Raw genomic sequence first — 18,781 nt, 5'->3', positions numbered from 1 at the left:
GGGGGCGAAGATGAAACCGCTGCTGGATGTTCTTGTTATTCTGGATGCGCTGGAAAAAGAGAGGAGCTTTGCCGCCGCCTCGGCGAAGCTCTATAAAACCCCTTCGGCTCTGAGCTACACCGTGCAAAAGCTCGAGAGCGATCTTAATATCCAAATCCTTGACCGCACCGGGCATCGCGCGCGTTTCACCCGTACAGGGCAGATGCTGCTGGAAAAAGGGCGTGACGTGCTGCATACGGTTCGCGAGCTGGAAAAACAGGCCGTTAAGCTTCATCAGGGCTGGGAAAATGAGCTGGTGATTGGGGTTGATGATACATTCCCTTTCTCTCTGCTTACCCCGCTTATTGAGGCGTTCTATCAGCGCCACAGCGTCACGCGGTTGGTTTTTATCAATGGCGTGCTGGGCGGTTCCTGGGAGGCCCTGACGCAGGGAAGGGCGGATATCATCGTTGGCGCGCTGCATGAGCCTCCCCAGTTGAGCGAATTTGGTTTTGCGCGGCTGGGTGTTCTGGAGCAGGTTTTTGCCGTTGCGCCTCATCACCCGCTGGCGAATGAACCGGAGCCGGTTACCCGACGCGTCATTAAAAACTATCGTGCCATTGTGGTTGGAGACAGTTCTCGCCCCGAGTGCGGCATTTCATCGCAGCTGCTGGATGAGCAGGAGGCCATCACCGTTTTTGATTTTAAAACCAAGCTGGAGCTGCAAATAAGCGGCCTGGGGTGCGGTTACCTTCCCCGTTATTTAGCGCAGCGGTTTATTGACAGCGGAGCGCTGGTGGAAAAACAAGTTTTAGCGCAGAGCAGTAACGAATCGGTATGGGTGGGCTGGAATGAACAGACCGCCGGCCTTGCCAGCGCCTGGTGGCGAGACGAAATTTTAGCAAATAGTGCTATCGCGACAGTTTACACTCAGGCAGATGATGGTAAATCAACCAGTTAGAAAAATTATTTTATGGGCAGGTTTCTCAATGTATTGCCTTTTGTATCTTGAATAGGGCAAAATGCCGCCGCTGCAAACAAATAAATAATCGACGATATAAAAGGCGTCGGTTATTTTTTTTTGCATGTACGAAACGAAACTAAAAACCAAGAGGCCGGGCTTCGTACCGGATAGATACTTACTAAAATCCGACAGTTGTTGTCGCTGAGGAAGAAAGAAATGGGGCAATTTTTCGCTTACGTGGCGGTTATCACCGTAAAGGAGAATAACTATGTCGCATAACGCAACTCCAAACACCTCTCGCGTGGAATTACGTAAAACGCTTACGTTGATTCCGGTTGTCATGATGGGCCTTGCCTATATGCAACCGATGACGCTGTTCGATACATTCGGTATCGTATCAGGCCTCACGGACGGTCATGTGCCGACGGCTTACGGCTTTGCACTGATTGCGATCCTCTTTACCGCGCTCAGCTACGGTAAACTGGTGCGCCGTTATCCGTCTGCCGGTTCCGCCTACACCTATGCCCAGAAATCCATCAGCCCGACGGTGGGCTTTATGGTGGGCTGGTCTTCGCTGCTCGACTATCTGTTCGCGCCGATGATCAACATTCTGCTGGCAAAAATTTATTTTGAAGCGCTGGTGCCATCGATTCCATCCTGGATGTTCGTCGTGGCGCTGGTGGCCTTTATGACGGCCTTCAACCTTCGCAGCATCAAGTCCGTTGCCAACTTTAACTCCGTTATCGTTGTGCTTCAGGTTGTACTGATTGCCGTGATCCTCGGCATGGTGATTTACGGTGTGTTCCACGGTGAAGGCGCGGGCACTCTGGCGAGCAGCAAGCCGTTCTGGTCTGGTGATGCGCATGTGATCCCGATGATTACCGGGGCGACGATTCTGTGCTTCTCCTTTACCGGTTTTGATGGTATCAGCAACCTGTCTGAAGAAACGAAAGATGCAGAGCGCGTAATTCCGCGTGCAATCTTCCTGACGGCGCTGATTGGTGGCCTGATCTTTATTTTCTCGACCTATTTCCTCCAGCTGTACTTCCCGGATATCTCTCGCTTCAAAGATCCGGATGCTTCTCAGCCGGAAATTATGCTCTATGTGGCGGGTAAAGCGTTCCAGGTCGGCGCGCTGATCTTCTCCACCATCACCGTACTGGCGTCCGGTATGGCCGCGCATGCAGGCGTTGCGCGTCTGATGTACGTTATGGGCCGCGATGGCGTATTCCCGAAAAGCTTCTTCGGCTACGTGCATCCAACTTGGCGTACCCCGGCGATGAACATCATTCTGGTCGGTGCGATCGCGCTTCTGGCGATTAACTTTGACCTGGTGATGGCAACGGCGCTGATTAACTTTGGTGCGCTGGTGGCCTTTACCTTTGTTAACCTGTCGGTGATCTCTCAGTTCTGGATCCGTGAAAAGCGTAACAAGACGCTGAAAGACCACTTCCAGTATCTGTTCCTGCCGATGTGTGGTGCTATGACCGTGGGCGCGCTGTGGGTTAACCTGGAAGAGAGCTCAATGGTGCTTGGCCTGATTTGGGCAGGTATCGGCCTGGTTTACCTGGCCTGTGTGACGAAGAGCTTCCGCAACCCGGTTCCTCAGTACGAAGACGTCGCGTAAGACTGCGTCGGGTGGCGGCTACGTCTTACCCGACCTAAATACCCCGCAGGCCCGCGTAAGCGAAGCGCCATCGGGCAAAAAAAAAGCCGGAGACATCGCCTCCGGCTTTTTTGTACCCGCTATTCAGACAATCTCTTGCGCATACTGGAACAGCGCTTTCAGCAGCGCCTGCTTCTCAGCATTCCCTTCATACTGACCGTAAAGCATCTCCAGCTCCTGGGCGTAGCTATTAAGAAACTCCGGCGTAAACACGTTGCGCCGATGCTGTAACCAGCGCTCCTGCTCTGCTTCATCCAGCGTGCCGGGATAGTTGCGCGCGCGATAATTAAACATCAGCTTCTCAATGCGCTTATCTGCGAAGGTGATATCCAGCGCGGGCAGGTTACGCGGGTCGGTTTGCAGCACGATATTCATCGCCGCGCGATCGGCGTCGCTGAAGAAGCCGTTATAAAGCTGCGCATCCACATTCTCAGACGGCACGAACGGCTCTGCTTCGGCAAAAATGGCGACGACTTTCTCGCGCACCTGCGGGTTGTCGCGCAGCACTTTCAGGTTATCGAGGCAGTGCTGACGGTTAATCCCCAGCCGGTCGGCGTCTTCCGGGCGTAGCGTGTTGGCCTGCGCCAGCACCGGGCACTTATTAATGTGCACCAGTTTTACCGGTACGGCTGGCAGGTCACCCAGCGCCTCTTTCGGCGTATAGAGCCGTTCACGTAAGGTGTCGCTGTCGAGCTCAAGCAGCGGGGAGATATCTCCGGCAAGATCCACCATGATGACGGCGTTACGGTTGTCCGGATGCCAGGCAAGCGGCGCCACCCAGCTTGTGTTCCCGCGCCACGCGCCGAACATCCCTGAAATATGCACCAGCGGTTTCATCTGCGGCACGTCAATCAGCGTCATCAGCTTTTGCTTGCTGCGATGGCTCAACAGATACTCAAACAGGCGCGGCTGCGCGGTTTTTACAAGTTTCGCCATAGCGATGGTCGCGTAAACGTCTGCCATCGCGTCGTGGGCATTGCTGTGCTCAATGCCGTTGGCCCGCGTCAGGTGCTCGAGCCTGAAGCTCGGCAAGCCGTCGTCGTTCTCCGGCCAGTTAATCCCCTCCGGGCGCAGCGCATAGCAGGCGCGCATGATATCCAGCAAATCCCAGCGTGAATTACGGTTCTGCCAGCTCCAGGCATACGGATCGTAGAAGTTGCGGTAGAAGATATTGCGCGTCACTTCATCGTCAAAACGGATATTGTTGTAACCCACCACGCAGGTATTGGGCACCGTGAACAGGTCGTGGATGCGACGGGCAAATTCTGCTTCGCTAACGCCTTTATCCCGCGCTTCCTGAGGCGTGATGCCCGTCACCATCACCGCGCCCGGCTGCGGCAGATAGTCATCGGCGGGCTTACAGTAAAACACCTCGGGTTCGCCGATGACGTTAAATTCGTCATCGGTACGGATAGCCGCAAACTGCGCCGGTCGGTCCAGCGCCGGATGGGTGCCAAAGGTTTCGTAATCGTGGAACAAAAAAGTCGGGCGCGCGGCAGAGTCAGACACCAGTAATCTCATCCTGTTAAAAGTTGACGTCTCTATGGTAAACGATTGGGGTGAGCAGTCCGAACAAAAAGCACCGTCAGGCAAGAAATTTGCGAGATTTGTTCCGAAAAAATCTGCGTTCTGTCACATTTTTTTGCAATTAAGGCAGGTAACGACATCAGAACTCCCGTAAAAAGGTCATCGATTTTTACTGACCTGAGGATATACCGTTGAAACGCCGTCTGTTTATTGCTGTTTCTTTACTCGCTTCGAGTATTTCATCCGCGCTGGCTGCCGAGCCGCTGGATTTTTCACCTCAGCCGCCTGCCATCCAGGCTGGCTCCTGGGTATTGATGGATTACACCACGGGTCAAATCTTAACGGCGGGCAACGAACATCAGCAGCGCAATCCGGCGAGCCTGACCAAACTTATGACGGGGTACGTTGTCGATCGCGCCATTGATAGCCACCGCATCAGCCCCGATGACATTGTGACGGTCGGACGTGACGCCTGGGCAAAAGGCAATCCGGTCTTTGACGGTTCGTCGCTGATGTTTCTGAAGGAGGGCGATCGGGTTTCCGTGCGCGATCTCAGCCGCGGCCTGATTGTTGATTCCGGCAATGATGCCTGCGTGGCGCTGGCGGATCACGTGGCGGGCGGTCAGCCGCAGTTCGTCAGGATGATGAATGACTATGTTGAAAAACTGAACCTGCGCGATACCCACTTCGAAACCGTACACGGGCTGGATGCACCGGGTCAGCACAGCTCCGCCTACGATCTCGCCGTGCTTTCCCGGGCCATCATTCACGGCGAGCCTGAGTTCTACCACATGTACAGCGAGAAGAGCCTGACCTGGAACGGCATCACCCAGCAGAACCGCAACGGCCTGCTGTGGGATAAGACCATGAACGTGGATGGCCTGAAAACGGGACACACCTCGGGCGCGGGCTTTAACCTGATTGCCTCAGCGGTGGACGGTCAGCGTCGACTGATTGCGGTGGTGATGGGGGCAGACAGCCCGAAAGGACGTGAAGATCAGGCGCGCAAGCTGCTGCACTGGGGACAGCAAAATTTTGATACGGTGCAGATCCTGCATAACGGTAAAAAAGTGGGAACCGAGCGCATCTGGTACGGCGATAAAGAGCAGATCGCGCTGGGCACGGATCAGGACTTCTGGCTGGCATTACCCAAATCGGAAGTGCCGAACATCAAGGCGAAATACGTGATGGATAAAAAAGAGCTGGAAGCGCCGATCGCCGCGCATCAGCGGGTAGGGGAGATCCAGCTGTACGATCGTGACAAGGTGGTCGCGCACTGGCCATTGGTTACGCTGGAAAGCGTTGAAAAGGGTGGGCTTTTCTCCCGTCTTGGCGATTATCTGCATCATAAACTCTGACCTTTTCGGGCAGACTGGCAGTGTTGCGAGTCTGCTCACATAATAAACACTCCTGGATTGCCGATAATCTCGATTCTGCTTTAAAGTGTATATATATACAGTAATAAACGGAGGCAGCATGGACTACAGCATCAGGCAGCAACAGAAACGTACGATTGCAGGCTTTCATCTCGTGGGGCCGTGGGAAAAGACGGTCAAGCAGGGATTTGAACAGCTGGTCATGTGGGTAGATGGTCGTCATATTCAGCCGCAGGAGTGGGTGGCCGTTTATTATGACAATCCGGATGACGTGCCGGCAGAAAAGCTCCGCTGCGTTACCGCCGTAACGGTAGTAGACGATTTCACTATTCCTGAAAACAGCGAAGGGGTGATGATGACCGAAATTGCTGCCGGAGAGTATGCTATTGCCGCCGCGCGCGTTGAAAATCATGATTTCGCTACTCCATGGTATCAGTTCTTCAACTCCCTGCTGGAAGACAGCAAATTCCAGATTGCAGCAAAACCCTGCTTCGAACGCTATCTGAACGATGGCAATGCTGACGGCTACTGGGATATTGAGATGTTTGTACCGGTAGAGCACAAAGTGGGATAATCCTGCGAAACGCAGGGTTTTTCAGCCGGGCGCGATCCACCCGGCTGAAAACACAGTACAATTGTGGTTTGCCGTAGAGCTGGAGACGGGTGTGCGCCCCGACAAGTCATTAACCCCTTTTGAAATTCGGTTATACAAACATTATCGCGTGGTGCACGGTTGCCGCATTGCGCTGGCGTTTGTGTTGACCTTCGTACTGGTTCGTTTGCTGGATATCCCGGAAGGGACGTGGCCGCTGATCACGCTGGTGGTGGTGATGGGGCCGATCTCATTCTGGGGGAACGTGGTCCCGCGCGCTTTCGAACGTATAGGCGGTACCGTTTTAGGCTCAGCGCTTGGGCTTATCGCCCTGAAGCTGGAGCTGATTTCATTTCCGTTCATGTTGCTGTGGTGCGCGGTGGCGATGTTTCTTTGCGGATGGCTGGCCCTCGGCAAGAAACCGTATCAGGCGCTGCTGATTGGCATTACGCTCGCGGTTGTGGTCGGCGCACCTGCGGGCGATATGACCACCGCATTGTGGCGAAGCGGGGACGTGATCCTCGGCTCGTTGCTCGCCATGCTGTTTACCGGCATCTGGCCGCAGCGCGCCTTCCTGCACTGGCGCATTCAGATGGCAAACTACGTCACGGCATTTAACCGGGTCTACCAGGCCGGGTTTTCGCCGAATCTGATTGAGCGTCCGCGGCTGGAAAAGCATCTGCAAAAAATCCTCAATGATGTGGTCAAAATGCGCAGGTTAATTACGCCAGCAAGCAAAGAAACCCATATCCAGAAAGCCATCTTTGAAGCTATTCAGACGGTCAGCCGTAATCTGGTCTGTATGCTTGAACTGCAAATCAATGCCCACTGGGCCTCACGCCCCAGCCATCTTCTGATGCTCAACGCGCATACGCTGAAAGAGACGCAGCAGATGACGCAACAAACCCTGCTGACCATCGCTCATGCGCTCTATGAAGGTAACCCGCAGCCAATACGGGCGAACAGCGAGCGGCTGAACGAAATCGTCGCCGAGCTCAAACAGCTGATGAATGAGCGCCAGGGCGACAATGTGGCGGAAACGCCCATCCATGGTTATGTCTGGCTGAGTATGGAGCTGGCGCGGCAGCTGGAGTTGTTATCGCAGTTGATTTGCCGGGCTCTGCGCAAATAAAAAGCGTATGTGATGCCTGCTGCTTCGATTCAGCAACAATTAGGGTTATGATGGTTTTAAACGATATACTCATTGTCATTCGCAGCCGCTGTCTGTTAAAACGGTTGCTTTAACGAATCCGAATCTCACATTATCAGGGGTGTAAAAATGGAAACTACCAAGCCTTCGTTCCAGGATGTTCTGGAGTTCGTCCGCCTGTTCCGCCGCAAAAACAAGCTACAGCGCGAAATCCAGGACGTAGAGAAGAAGATCCGTGACAACCAGAAACGTGTCCTGCTGCTGGACAACCTGAGCGACTACATCAAGCCAGGTATGAGCGTTGAAGCTATTCAGGGCATCATCGCCAGCATGAAGAGCGATTATGAAGATCGCGTTGATGACTACATCATCAAAAACGCTGAGCTGTCCAAAGAGCGTCGCGACATCTCCAAGAAGCTGAAAGTGATGGGCGAAATCAAAAACGTCGACGCTAAAGGCGAGTAATCGCACACTCTGTTGCCCGGTGGCGCTGCGCTTACCGGGCCTACAGGACTGTTATCACGTAGGTCGGGTAAGGCGAAGCCGCCACCCGAAAATTTTACCGAACGCAAAAAAGCAAAAAGCCTGCTCTAAAAGCAGGCTTTTTAAATTTGGCTCCTCTGACTGGACTCGAACCAGTGACATACGGATTAACAGTCCGCCGTTCTACCGACTGAACTACAGAGGAATCGTTGTGGAGGCTTATCTTAGCGGCGAAAAAACTTTTGTCAAACCTGATCTCAGGCAAAAGCGTTTGTTTGATGATTCTGTCGTCATTTTGTTGTAAATCCAAACATAATTTTATGGAAAATACTTTGCAGGATACGCATTTCTGCCCCATCATTTGAAATGGAGTTTCAACTTTCTCGCTAAGGTCCATTTTGAACGTCACCGCACCCCTACGCCAGGCGATTATGCGCACGCCCTGGTATGCAAAACGTAAGAGTTATCGAGTTCTCTTCTGGCGTGAAATCACCCCCCTTGCTGTGCCTATTTTCCTGGAGAATACCTGCGTCCTGTTGATGGGCGTGCTGAGCACATTCCTGGTGAGCTGGCTCGGTAAAGAAGCTATGGCCGGGGTAGGGCTGGCGGACAGTTTCAATATGGTTGTGATGTCCTTCTTTGCCGCTATCGATCTCGGTACGACGGTGGTGGTGGCGTTTAGCCTGGGTAAGCTCGATCCGAAGCGTGCCCGCGAAGCGGCCAGACAGTCGCTGATGATCATGACCCTCTTTTCGATCATCCTTGCGGCGGTTATCCATTATTACGGCAAAGAAATTATCGACTTTGTCGCGGGAGAAGCGACCAGTGAGGTGAAGGATCTGGCTCTCACCTACCTGGAAATGACGGTGCTGAGTTATCCGGCGGCTGCCATCGCGCTGATTGGTAGCGGTGCGCTTCGTGGAGCAGGGAATACCAAAATCCCGCTGCTGATCAACGGCGGCATGAACATCCTGAACATCATTATCAGCAGCGTTTTGATTTATGGCGTCTTTTCCTGGGAGGGGCTGGGCTTTGTCGGCGCGGGTTTAGGGCTGACCATTTCCCGCTATATTGGTGCGGCAGCGATAATTGGCGTACTGATGGCGGGAATTACGCCATCGCTGCGCCTGACGCTGAAAAGTTATTTCCGTCCGCTTAACTTCGCCATCATCTGGGAAGTGATGGGGATCGGGATCCCGGCCAGCATCGAATCCGTGTTGTTTAACGGCGGGAAACTGCTGACGCAGATGTTTGTTGCCGGGATGGGAACAGACGTCATCGCCGGCAACTTTATTGCCTTCTCCATTGCCTCACTCATTAACCTGCCGGGAAACGCGCTGGGGTCGGCGTCGACGATCATCACCGGCAGACGTCTCGGAAAGGGGCAGATAGGGCAGGCGGAACGGCAGCTTCGGCATGTCTTCTGGCTTTCAACCATTGGACTGACGGCGATTGCGTGGGGAACTGCGCCTTTTGCCGGGCTGATGGCCTCGTTCTATACGCATGAAAACGACGTGAAAGAGGTCGTGAAGGTGCTCATTTGGCTCAACGCGGCGTTTATGCCAATCTGGGCCGCGTCCTGGGTACTTCCTGCCGGGCTGAAAGGGGCGCGCGATGCCCGGTTTGCGATGTGGGTCTCCATGCTCGGCATGTGGGGCTGTCGCGTCGTGGCGGGCTACACGCTGGGGGTGATGTTAGGTATGGGCGTTGTCGGCGTCTGGCTGGGGATGTTCCTTGACTGGGCCGTGCGCGGCGCGCTGTTCTACTGGCGCATGGTGAGCGGGCGCTGGCTGTGGAAATATCCGCGAAAAAAACCGGAGCAGGAGGTTTCGGAAACGGCAAGTGCCTGACAAATGTGCGAAGTGGAGAATAAATCGGCAAACGATTGAAAATCTGCATTCACCCTTTGACATCCTCAGGGCGCATCGATAATATGCGCCCCGTTCACACGATTCCTCTGTAGTTCAGTCGGTAGAACGGCGGACTGTTAATCCGTATGTCACTGGTTCGAGTCCAGTCAGAGGAGCCAAATTTAAAAAGCCTGCTTTTAAAGCAGGCTTTTTGCTTTTCTGCGTTCGTGAAATTGTCGGGTGGCGGCTTCGCCTTACCCGACCTACGAAATCCCAGGCCGGGTGAGTGGTATGCGTGATGTGTCCTTGTTATCAGCGGAACGGTGGCTCATTGAAGGTGCGCAGCTTGCGGGAATGCAGTTTGTCGCCCTCTGCACGCAGTAAATCGATGGCGCGAATACCAATCTGAAGGTGCTCTGAGATCGCCCCTTCGTAAAAACGGTTCGCCTGGCCCGGCAGTTTGATCTCGCCGTGCAGCGGTTTATCGGACACGCACAGCAGCGTGCCGTAAGGGACGCGGAAGCGGTAGCCCTGCGCGGCAATGGTGGCGCTTTCCATATCGATTGCGACCGCACGGCTAAGATTGAAACGCAGGGCGGAGGCGGAATAGCGCAGCTCCCAGTTACGATCGTCGGTGGTAACGACCGTACCGGTACGCAGGCGCTGTTTCACCTCTTCACCCGGCATGCCGCTCACCTCTTTGGTGGCGTCGTACAGAGCGCGCTGCACTTCCGCGATACTCGGGATAGGAATATCCGGCGGCAGAACCGCGTCAAGAACATGGTCGTCACGCAGATAAGCGTGGGCGAGGACGTAATCGCCAATTAGCTGGCTTTCACGTAGGCCGCCGCAGTGGCCGATCATCAGCCAGACGTCCGGGCGCAGTACCGCCAGATGGTCGCAGATGGTTTTCGCATTCGACGGGCCAACGCCGATGTTAATCAGCGTAATGCCCTGACCGTCGGCGGTGATCAGGTGCCAGGCGGGCATCTGGTGCTTTTTCCACGCCAGGTCGGAGATGGCCTCTTCCGGTGCTTCGGTTTCGGCGGTGATCCAGATCCCGCCCGCGCAGGAGAGGGCGACGTAAGGACTGTCCGGATCGAGGATCTGGCTACAGCCCCAGCGAACAAATTCGTCTACATAGCGGGTGTAGTTGGTAAACAGCACGAACGGCTGGAAATGTTCGGCTGGCGTGCCGGTGTAGTGGCGCAGGCGTGCCAGCGAGAAATCGACACGGCGGGCATCAAAGTGCGACAGCGGTGAAAACTCTGCCGGGTGATAGATCCCGTCCGCCGTCTCATCGCCAATCTGCGACAGCTCAGTGGTCGGGAAATGACGGGTCAGCCCTGCGCTCATGGAGCGATCCAGCGTCAGCGCTGAGCCGTCTATCACGTACGGGTAAGGGATCTCGTGCAGGGACGGCTCAACGCTGATATGCGCGCCGTAATCCTGATACAACAGGGTAAGCTGCTCTTCCAGGTAGGGGCGGAACAGCGCAGGTCGCGTGATGGTTGTGCTGTAACAGCCGGAGTGGGTGAAACGCGCATAGGCGCGGGTTTTCGGATTGCTGCTGGCGCTACCGTCCCAGGTGACAGAGAGCGATGGATAAACAAAAAGGCCCTGGGTTCTGGCCTTTTCATCGGGAAGTTTCCCTGTTTCGATATAGTCACTGATGGCGCTGCGCAGTGCATTGACGGACTGTTCATACAGCGCGTCGAGTTTTTCCAGTGCCTGAGCCGGGGTCAGGCTGGAGCCCTTATTATTCATGTCTGTCTCCTTGTTCCACAGGTGTGCGGCTTTACCCGATAGTATGTCACACGCCTGTGAAACAAAAGTGAGGAGATCAGCTGTGCGCGGTTTCCTTCATCAACAGGGCGGTGGCAGCAGAAAGCAGGCAACCCGCCAGCAGATAAATCGCCACGCTATGCCAGTTACCGCCGGAGAACGTCACCAGCGCGGCGGCGATAAACGGCGTAAACCCGCCGCCGACCACGCTCGCCACCTGATATCCCACGCCCGCGCCGCTGTAGCGGTAGCTTGCGCCAAACAGCTCGGTAAACATCGGCTGCTGCACGCAGACCACCATATCGTGAGCGATGTTTGCAAGCATGATCGCGAAGAAGACAATCCAGAAGACCGACTGTGCCTCCAGGGCCATAAAGAACGGCCAGGCGCTAAGTGTGCCTATGAGCGCCCCGGTGATATACACCCGTCGACGGCCAAAGCGATCCGCCAGCCAGGCGAAGCAGGGGATGGTCAGGCAGCTGATCCCGCCCACCACCAGGCCAATATTCAGGAACAATTCCCGCGGAAGGCCGAGGTTTTGCGTGGAATAGTTGAGGGCAAAGGCGGTGACGATATACATCGTCAGCAGTTCGCACAGGCGCAGGGCGATAATTTTCAGAAAAGCGCCAGGGTGCTGCACGAGCGCTTCCATCACTGGCAGCCGTTTTTTGGCGACCGGTTTTTCGCGCTGCTGCCGCTCAAACTCAGCCGACTCTTCCATGCCGTTACGGATCCACAGGGCCACCACGACCAGCACAATGCTGAAGATAAACGGAATACGCCAGCCCCAGCTCAGGAACTGCTCGTCTGTCGTGAGCTGGCTTATTAGCGACACCAGACCCGTGGAGAGCAGCAGACCCACGCCATAACCTACCTGCACGCCGCTGCTGTAGAACGCTTTCTTGTTCTTCGGCGCGCTTTCCACGGACAGCAATGCCGCGCCGCCCCATTCGCCGCCAACGGCAAAGCCCTGAATGGCGCGCAGCGTCACCAGCAACACCGGGGCCCACCAGCCAATCGATGCAAAGGAGGGCAAAATACCGATTAGCGCGGTGGCAATACCCATCATCCACACGGTGAGCATCAGCATACGTTTACGGCCAAGGCGATCGCCGAAGTGGCCGAAAATTATCCCGCCCAGCGGACGAAACAGAAAACCGACGCCGAAGGTGGCAAACGCAGCAAGCGTACCCATGGCGGGGCTGATCTGGGGAAAGAATTCACGGTTAAAGACCAGCGCAGCGGTAATACCGTAGAGCAGAAAGTCATACCAGTCGACGACGGCGCCTGCGAAGCTACCTAAAGCGGCGCGGCGGGCGCGGTTAAGCGAAGGTGTCTCCTCGTTGCGGCGAGCGGAGATAAGGGTGGAGTCCATAGTTGTCCTGTCTGTACTGATTTTTAATTATTGGTATAAGAAAAGGTCACTCACATCACGGCCGTCATATTGGCGGAACGTATGAGACTACCGCGACACGCGGCCTGAGAAAACGTTTTTATCTTTCCTGAAAGCGCAGAATAAATAAATTTCATCTTATCGGGCGACAACATAAATCAGCCTGTTTGGCTCCGGTTAGGGCTGAATGGTTTACAGTAATAATGATCGCTGTATGACGTAAGCTGAGGGAATAACGATGCAACGCCTCTTTCCTGCACTGTGGGTAGTCCTGTTTTTAGTCGTATCTCCGCTGCATGCGGAGCCGAAAGTCTATGGCGAACAGCGTATTCATCGCTGGTGGGATGCAGTAACGGACGATATTGCGCAAACCTGGGAACAGCCGGATCGTTACGATCTCTACCTTCCGTTTTTGAGCTGGCATGCACGCTTCATGTATGACAAAGAGAAAACGGATAATTACAACGAAATGCCGTGGGGCGGGGGGCTGGGCGTGTCTCGCTACAACGACGAGGGCAACTGGAGCGCGCTGTTTGCCATGATGTTTAAAGATTCCCACAACGAGTGGCAGCCCGCGATGGGCTACGGCTGGGAGAAGGGGTGGTTTCTGGATAACGCAAAAGATTTCCGTCTGGGGCTCGGGGCCGCCGCGGGGATCACCGCGCGCGACGACTTTGCCAACTATGTCCCGCTGCCGTTTATCTTCCCGCTTTTCTCTGCCGGATATAAGCGTGTCACCGTCCAGTTCACGTATATTCCTGGGACCTACAACAACGGCAACGTGCTGTTTGCCTGGCTGCGCCTGGGCTTTTAGAGGGTGATCACTTTTTTGGCCACTGTGTTGGACAGGATCAGCAGCGAAAACAGGACCGACGTAACAAACGTAAGCACAATCAGAGCAAGTTTGGTGCTCAGGGACGTCACCGGAATGAGCGCGGTCAGCAGGTGAAACACCGAGTAGTGCATGATATAGACCCCGGTCATCGTTTTGCTAATGGCGGCCAGCACGGACTCTTTAAACTCCGCATTGCGGCGAAACCGCACGCCATTTGCCGCAATCACCAGGGCAATAATCAGAATGTAAATTTGCGATCCGGTGAGGATAAAGGCGTTTCTGTCTGCTTTAAATAGCGCAAAAAAGAAGTGCCGTTCGTAAAACCATGTGAAGAGATAGATGAACGGTATCGCAATCACCGCGGCCCTGACCACGTTTTTGCGGCCGATCCACGCCGCGATCTGCGGATCGCAAAAGAGCTGGCCTGTCAGATAAAACAGCAGCCACGTCCACAGGCGATACTGCGGCGACAATGAAAGGACGTGGGCATCAGGATAGAGGGCCGACAGCAAATCGTACCCGTAAGAGAAAAGCAGCAGGGCGGTAATCACCCCGCAAAAGAGCATTCGTCGCTGGCTGAGCCGCTCCACCACCGGGTGAAACGTGTAAATCACGATAAACGCGAACACGAACCAGGGCTGGATCAGATATCCGCGCTGATAGGGTTCCCACAGGTAGTAAATCGTTACCCAGAACAGAAAGACGATCACCAGGCGTTTGATCTTATCCAGCTGCCAGCGCGTGCCGTGTCGGGATTGCCCGTCCAGATACCCTGCAACCACAAAAAACAACGGCGTGGCGATGGTCGAAATGAAGGTTAAAAAACCGAGGATCCAGTGATAGTCATAATCGTAATGATCCCAGGTGTTGTAGATGGTGAAAAAGGTAACCGCCGTCATACAGCCCAGCGTCTTGATGATATTCAGCCCTGTCGCATTCATTGTTGTTCAGCTTTGTCCTTACGATGGAAACACGCGTAAATTACGGGGAGTACCAGCAGCGTCAGGATTGTAGCAAACCCAAGCCCAAACATAATCACAACGGCCATGCTCTGGAAGAACACATCCAGCAGCAGGGGGGCGAGGCCGAGTACGGTCGTAAAGGCGGTGAGGAGGATGGGACGCAGGCGCGACGTGGCGGCGTAAACGATCGCACTGTGCTGATCCTGCTGCGCTTTCTGCTGCTCTATCTCTTCCACCAGCACAATGCCGTTGCGGATCAGCATCCCGCTCAGGCTCAGCAGGCCAATCAACGCCATAAAGCCAAAGGGGATGCCGGTAATTAAAAACCCCGGCGTCACGCCGATCAGCGCCAGCGGCACGGTCAGCCAGATAGCGACGGCGTTTTTCACCGAACTGAACATCAGCACCGTGATCACAAACATCACCAGATACCCGATCGGCAGCGTGGTAAATAGCCCCTGCTGCGCTTCGCTGGAATTCTCCGCGTCCCCGCCCCACTCAATGCTGTAGCCGTGAGGCAGGGGCAGGGCATCTATTTGCGGCTTCACGCGGGCGAGAATATCGCCGGACGTTTGCTGGCTCAACGGGTCAGGGTCGGTCTGCACGGTCAGCACGCGCGAGCGGTCGCGACGCAGGATCAGCGGATCTTCCCACTCCAGCGCGAAGCCGCTGACGACGTTGCTCAGCGGAATATACTGCTGCCGGGTCTGGCTCCAGACCAGGACGTTGTTCAGGTGGTTGGCGTCCAGCCGCTCGCTTTCCGGCGGGCGCACCACCACGGGTAACAGATCGCTTCCTTCTCTGTACAGTCCTGCCCGGCTGCCGGAGAAATTCATCTCCAGTGCGTTATCGACGTCCTGCTTATCCACGCCAAGCTCACGTCCGAGCGCGGTGACGTACTGCGGGCGGATCACTTTGCTGCGGTTTTGCCAGTCGTTCCTGACGCTGTCCGTCGCCGGATCGCGCGTAAGAATGTTGTCTACCTGGCTGGCGATCAGACGCAGCCTGTCCGGGTCAGGGCCTTTAATACGCACTTCAATAGCGCTGTCGCCGGAGGGGCCAAACATCACCCGCTTCGTGCTGGCGTTAACCTGCGGATAGTTCCGGGCGATGTACTCATCAACGTGGCGGGTCAGGGCGGGGATGTTACGCTGGTCGTCCATTCTCACCATGATTTGCGCATAGTTGCTGTACTGCCGCTGTCCGCTGTAGGTCAAAATAAATCGCATACTTCCCTGACCAATCGTCGAGACCGTGGTTTCCACACCAGGCTGTCCGTTAATGGTTTTCTCGATATCACCGGTCATCTTCTCGGTCCATTTAATGTCGGTACCGTAAGGGAGCCAGAGGTCGACAAAGAAAATCGGCGTGCTGGAGGAGGGGAAGAAGTTCTGCCGCACCGAGCCAAAGCCCCAGATGGCGGCTGCCAGCAGTGCGGTCATCACCACCAGCGTTGGCGCTTTACGCCGTAACAGCGCGTTGAGTACCGCCTGATAGATCCGATAGATGCGTTTGTCATAGGGATCCGTTTCGTCGGCCTCTGGCGGCGCAGCGTCCCGTTTAAACAGCCACAATTTGATCAGCACCGGTGTAATGGTGAGGGCAGAGAACCAGCTCAGCATGAGCGAAATCAGCAGAACCTGAAACAGCGACTTACAGTATTCGCCGGTAGAGTCCTGCGACAGCCCGACGGGCGCAAAGGCCAGGATGGCGATCACCGTCGCACCCAGCAGCGGCAGCGCAGAACGGCGAATAATGTCGCTAATGGCGTTCATCAGGGACGAGCCCTGCTGCCGGGCTATCAGTACCCCTTCGACAATAACAATGGCATTGTCGACCAGCATGCTGAGGGCGATGATCAGCGCGCCCAGTGAAATGCGCTGTAGTTCAATACCCCAGAGATACATGATCAGCAGCGTACCCAGCACATTAAGCGCGAGGGAAAAGGCGATAATGATCCCGCTGCGTAAGCCCATAAAGATCAGCAACACACCGATAACAATCGCCAGCGCCATCAGGAAGTTAATGATAAATCCGTTAACGGAATGCCCGACCTCCGCCGCCTGATCGTAAAACAGGTCGATATGGATACCTGCCGGTTTCTCGGCTGACATCTGCTCAAGCTTCGCCTCCAGGGCATGTCCCACGTCGATCACGTTAACGCCGGGGATAAAGGAGACGCCCATGGTGACGGCTTCTCTGCCGTTGGCATGGTAGATGCTGGCAGGGGAGGCATCCAGCCCGCGTGACAGGGTGGCAATATCCCGTAAGCGGGTAGCCGCCCCAACGCCCGGCGGGGTCACGATGAGATCGGCCAGCTCGTCAATACTCTCGAATTCACCGGTAGGATGCAGACGAATTGACTCGGTACCGGAGGGGATCTCTCCCGCGCTGGAGACCACGTTCAGCCTGTTGAGCTGGGCAGAAAGCTGGTTCAGCGTTATCCCGCGCGCGGCCATTTTGCTCAGAGAAATATCCACGTTAATCTGCTGGGTGAGGGCTCCGCCGATGGCCACTTTGCCCACGCCTGGCACGAGGACCAACTCCCGGCGCAGCTGCTCGGCATACCGGACCAGTTCCGGATTGCTGAATTCATCGCCGGAAATGGCAAAGAAAAAGCCGAACACATCGCCAAAATCGTCATTCACAAACGGGGTCACTACGCCGGGTGGAAACTGTCGGGCGGCATCACCCACCCGGCGACGCAGTTCATCCCAGATTTGCGGCAGCGCATTTGAGTGGTAGCGCGAGGCTATATTGACCGTAATCTGCGACAGGCCGCTGGAGGAGATGGAGCTGACGTTATCCAGGTAAGGTAATTGCTGAAGCGCGTTTTCCAGCGGCAGGGTGACCTCTTCCTCAACCTGCTGCGCCGACGCGCCCGGATAATGGGTGATCACCACCGCCGTTTTGATGGTAAACGCCGGATCTTCCAGTCTGCCGATGTTCAACAGGGCAATAATGCCGCCTACGCCCAGCAGCAAAATCGTCAGCCAGACGCGAACCGGGTTGCTGATAAACTGACGAGAGATATCCATTACAGTCCCCGTTCACGCGTCCAGATACGTACCGGCTGGTTGGGATGTAACTCCCCAACGCCTGCGGCCACCACGCGTTCACCCGCCTTAAGCCCACCGACGATGATGACCCCCTCAGCGCTGACTTGCCCCACGCTGACCTTACGATCTTCAAGGTGCAACGTATCGTCTTCGCCCGCCACCACCCAGACGTGTGGCTCATTGCGCGGGCGGTTATCCGGGTTAAAGACCGCTTCAACCGGCACCACCAGCGCCTCACTGCCCACGCCCGCCGGTAGGTTGGTTAAATTTATGGTGACCGTTCCGCTGACGCCGCCTACGACGGGAAAATCATCCGGGCGGGGCATGGTTAAAATTACCTGCCAGGTCAAAGTGTTGCTGTCGCTACTGCCTGAGTGCTCTTTGTACACAGCGGTAAACTCGCGACCGGGCAGGGCGTTGATCCTCACTACCGGTTTGTACTGCGCATTGCGAATATCGAAGGTGTTAAACAGGTTCTCTGGAAGGCTGAACACCACGTCCAGCAGATCGGTACGGGTCAATGTGACGACGGGCTGGCCGGCTGAGACGACCTGATGATTTCGCACATGTACGCTGGCCGCTGTCCCGCTAAAGGGGGCGACGAGCGTCATCTGACTCAATTCTTCGCGTGCAATCTGAAGCGCGGCGTTTGCAGAATCGCGGTTTGCGCGCTGGACATCCATCTCGGCCTTCGACACGGCCTGGCGTCCTGCCAGGGTCTGGAAGCGGTCGAATTGCCGCTGAGCCAGGGTCGCCGTCGTTTGCCTGTCGTTCAGACGCTGCCGGGCTTCGCGATCGTTAAGACTGGCGAGCCGTTGCCCCTGTTTGACAACGGCACCCTGGCGAATGTCCAGGGTCTCAATCTGCCCGGCACGTTTGAACGCAAGATCCGTGGCGTCGCCGGATTCGATACGGGCGGGAAAGACGCGCTGCTGCGCGTTGCCAGCCTTCACCACCTCTGCGACTTTTACCATTTTCGGCAGGGGCGCGGCGCGGTCGGATTTCGGATCGCACGCCGTCAGCAGCAATAAAGCAGCAGGCAGAAGAGAGAGGTAGCGCTTCACAGTATTCCCCTGATAATAATTGTCTTATTTATTTCGTCATCAATGCTGGGGTGGCGCTATTCTGCCAGGGCCGAGACGACCACATAGGTAAATAAA

Annotated in this window: 15 protein-coding genes and 2 tRNA genes; 10 read left to right on the top strand and 7 right to left on the bottom strand. The window is 55.5% G+C overall.

Annotated elements, in window-relative coordinates:
• The first annotated feature begins 10 nt into the window (after positions 1–10).
• The 3 genes from ACOTYB_RS02730 (at position 11) to plaP (ending at position 2,570) form a co-directional block, all read left to right on the top strand.
• Positions 11–940 (top strand): LysR substrate-binding domain-containing protein, encoded by a 930-nt coding sequence (locus tag ACOTYB_RS02730; protein WP_409248745.1) that lies wholly within the window; start codon positions 11–13, stop codon positions 938–940.
• 219 nt (positions 941–1,159) lie between these two features.
• Positions 1,160–1,222 (top strand): membrane protein YoeI, encoded by a 63-nt coding sequence (yoeI, locus tag ACOTYB_RS02725; RefSeq protein ID WP_099458931.1) that lies wholly within the window; start codon positions 1,160–1,162, stop codon positions 1,220–1,222.
• Complete coding sequence (plaP, locus tag ACOTYB_RS02720) at positions 1,212–2,570, top strand: putrescine/proton symporter PlaP (protein WP_003859499.1); 1,359 nt, start codon at positions 1,212–1,214, stop codon at positions 2,568–2,570. The genes yoeI and plaP overlap by 11 nt, the downstream gene beginning before the upstream one ends.
• 123 nt (positions 2,571–2,693) lie before the next feature.
• Here plaP and sbcB read toward each other — a convergent pair whose 3' ends face one another.
• The gene (gene sbcB, locus ACOTYB_RS02715) at positions 2,694–4,130 is read right to left on the bottom strand and encodes an exodeoxyribonuclease I (protein WP_015572402.1); all 1,437 of its coding nucleotides are present in this window, start codon (positions 4,128–4,130) and stop codon (positions 2,694–2,696) included.
• A gap of 191 nt (positions 4,131–4,321) precedes the next feature.
• On the opposite strand from sbcB, the gene dacD reads away from it, so the two are divergent.
• From dacD to ACOTYB_RS02695, 4 genes are all read left to right on the top strand, one after another.
• Positions 4,322–5,494 (top strand): serine-type D-Ala-D-Ala carboxypeptidase DacD, encoded by a 1,173-nt coding sequence (dacD, locus tag ACOTYB_RS02710; RefSeq protein WP_047740833.1) that lies wholly within the window; start codon positions 4,322–4,324, stop codon positions 5,492–5,494.
• Positions 5,495–5,612: 118 nt separating this feature from the next.
• Positions 5,613–6,086, top strand: a complete 474-nt coding sequence (gene sbmC, locus ACOTYB_RS02705; protein ID WP_023314443.1) for a DNA gyrase inhibitor SbmC — start codon at positions 5,613–5,615, stop codon at positions 6,084–6,086.
• A gap of 91 nt (positions 6,087–6,177) precedes the next feature.
• Positions 6,178–7,236: an FUSC family protein gene (locus ACOTYB_RS02700; RefSeq protein ID WP_220153205.1), complete on the top strand. Its 1,059-nt coding sequence runs from the start codon at positions 6,178–6,180 to the stop codon at positions 7,234–7,236.
• 147 nt (positions 7,237–7,383) lie between these two features.
• Positions 7,384–7,719 (top strand): DUF496 family protein, encoded by a 336-nt coding sequence (locus ACOTYB_RS02695; protein ID WP_000450410.1) that lies wholly within the window; start codon positions 7,384–7,386, stop codon positions 7,717–7,719.
• Positions 7,720–7,866: 147 nt separating this feature from the next.
• Here ACOTYB_RS02695 and ACOTYB_RS02690 read toward each other — a convergent pair.
• Positions 7,867–7,942, bottom strand: a tRNA-Asn gene (locus tag ACOTYB_RS02690).
• 226 nt (positions 7,943–8,168) lie between these two features.
• Here ACOTYB_RS02690 and emmdR point away from each other — a divergent pair.
• Together emmdR and ACOTYB_RS02680 are read left to right on the top strand one after the other, a co-directional pair.
• On the top strand, positions 8,169–9,587 hold the full coding sequence (gene emmdR, locus ACOTYB_RS02685) for a multidrug efflux MATE transporter EmmdR (RefSeq protein ID WP_023324934.1): 1,419 nt from the start codon (positions 8,169–8,171) through the stop codon (positions 9,585–9,587).
• A 103-nt stretch (positions 9,588–9,690) separates the two neighbouring features.
• A tRNA-Asn gene (locus tag ACOTYB_RS02680) sits at positions 9,691–9,766 on the top strand.
• Between the two features lie 133 nt (positions 9,767–9,899).
• On the opposite strand, the gene ACOTYB_RS02675 is transcribed toward ACOTYB_RS02680, so the two are convergent.
• Together ACOTYB_RS02675 and shiA are read right to left on the bottom strand one after the other, a co-directional pair.
• Positions 9,900–11,354: an AMP nucleosidase gene (locus tag ACOTYB_RS02675; protein WP_023324933.1), complete on the bottom strand. Its 1,455-nt coding sequence runs from the start codon at positions 11,352–11,354 to the stop codon at positions 9,900–9,902.
• 76 nt (positions 11,355–11,430) lie between these two features.
• Positions 11,431–12,747 carry a shikimate transporter gene (gene shiA, locus ACOTYB_RS02670; RefSeq protein ID WP_017383305.1) on the bottom strand — a complete coding sequence of 439 codons (1,317 nt, stop codon included), beginning with the start codon at positions 12,745–12,747 and terminating at the stop codon, positions 11,431–11,433.
• Between the two features lie 256 nt (positions 12,748–13,003).
• On the opposite strand from shiA, the gene pagP reads away from it, so the two are divergent.
• Positions 13,004–13,579 (top strand): lipid IV(A) palmitoyltransferase PagP, encoded by a 576-nt coding sequence (gene pagP, locus ACOTYB_RS02665; protein ID WP_023324932.1) that lies wholly within the window; start codon positions 13,004–13,006, stop codon positions 13,577–13,579.
• Here pagP and ACOTYB_RS02660 read toward each other — a convergent pair.
• The 3 genes from ACOTYB_RS02660 to ACOTYB_RS02650 are packed head-to-tail and all read right to left on the bottom strand — an operon-like array spanning position 13,576 to position 18,685.
• Positions 13,576–14,541, bottom strand: a complete 966-nt coding sequence (locus tag ACOTYB_RS02660) for an acyltransferase (RefSeq protein ID WP_023324931.1) — start codon at positions 14,539–14,541, stop codon at positions 13,576–13,578. The genes pagP and ACOTYB_RS02660 overlap by 4 nt on opposite strands.
• A complete protein-coding gene (locus ACOTYB_RS02655; RefSeq protein WP_409248746.1) occupies positions 14,538–17,600 on the bottom strand; it encodes an efflux RND transporter permease subunit in 3,063 nt (1,020 codons plus the stop codon). Before ACOTYB_RS02655 ends, ACOTYB_RS02660 begins: the two co-directional genes overlap by 4 nt.
• Entirely contained in the window at positions 17,600–18,685 is a 1,086-nt protein-coding gene (locus ACOTYB_RS02650; protein WP_220153203.1) for an efflux RND transporter periplasmic adaptor subunit, read from the bottom strand. The genes ACOTYB_RS02655 and ACOTYB_RS02650 overlap by 1 nt, the downstream gene beginning before the upstream one ends.
• Between the last annotated feature and the right edge of the window lie 96 nt (positions 18,686–18,781).

The organism is Enterobacter cloacae complex sp. IR5450 (genome assembly GCF_049238665.1).
Taxonomy (GTDB): Bacteria; Pseudomonadota; Gammaproteobacteria; order Enterobacterales; family Enterobacteriaceae; genus Enterobacter; species Enterobacter hormaechei_C.
This window is presented reverse-complemented; position numbering and strand designations above follow the sequence as displayed.

Bases quoted from the DNA above. Each gene is read 5' to 3' on its own strand.
- ACOTYB_RS02695 (WP_000450410.1), top strand. From the start codon at position 7,384: ATGGAAACTACCAAGCCTTCGTTCCAGGATGTTCTGGAGTTCGTCCGC.
- pagP (WP_023324932.1), top strand. From the start codon at position 13,004: ATGCAACGCCTCTTTCCTGCACTGTGGGTAGTCCTGTTTTTAGTCGTA.
- emmdR (WP_023324934.1), top strand. From the start codon at position 8,169: ATGCGCACGCCCTGGTATGCAAAACGTAAGAGTTATCGAGTTCTCTTC.
- sbcB (WP_015572402.1), bottom strand. From the start codon at position 4,130: ATGAGATTACTGGTGTCTGACTCTGCCGCGCGCCCGACTTTTTTGTTC.
- ACOTYB_RS02660 (WP_023324931.1), bottom strand. From the start codon at position 14,541: ATGAATGCGACAGGGCTGAATATCATCAAGACGCTGGGCTGTATGACG.
- sbmC (WP_023314443.1), top strand. From the start codon at position 5,613: ATGGACTACAGCATCAGGCAGCAACAGAAACGTACGATTGCAGGCTTT.
- ACOTYB_RS02730 (WP_409248745.1), top strand. From the start codon at position 11: ATGAAACCGCTGCTGGATGTTCTTGTTATTCTGGATGCGCTGGAAAAA.
- ACOTYB_RS02655 (WP_409248746.1), bottom strand. From the start codon at position 17,600: ATGGATATCTCTCGTCAGTTTATCAGCAACCCGGTTCGCGTCTGGCTG.
- shiA (WP_017383305.1), bottom strand. From the start codon at position 12,747: ATGGACTCCACCCTTATCTCCGCTCGCCGCAACGAGGAGACACCTTCG.
- plaP (WP_003859499.1), top strand. From the start codon at position 1,212: ATGTCGCATAACGCAACTCCAAACACCTCTCGCGTGGAATTACGTAAA.
- ACOTYB_RS02675 (WP_023324933.1), bottom strand. From the start codon at position 11,354: ATGAATAATAAGGGCTCCAGCCTGACCCCGGCTCAGGCACTGGAAAAA.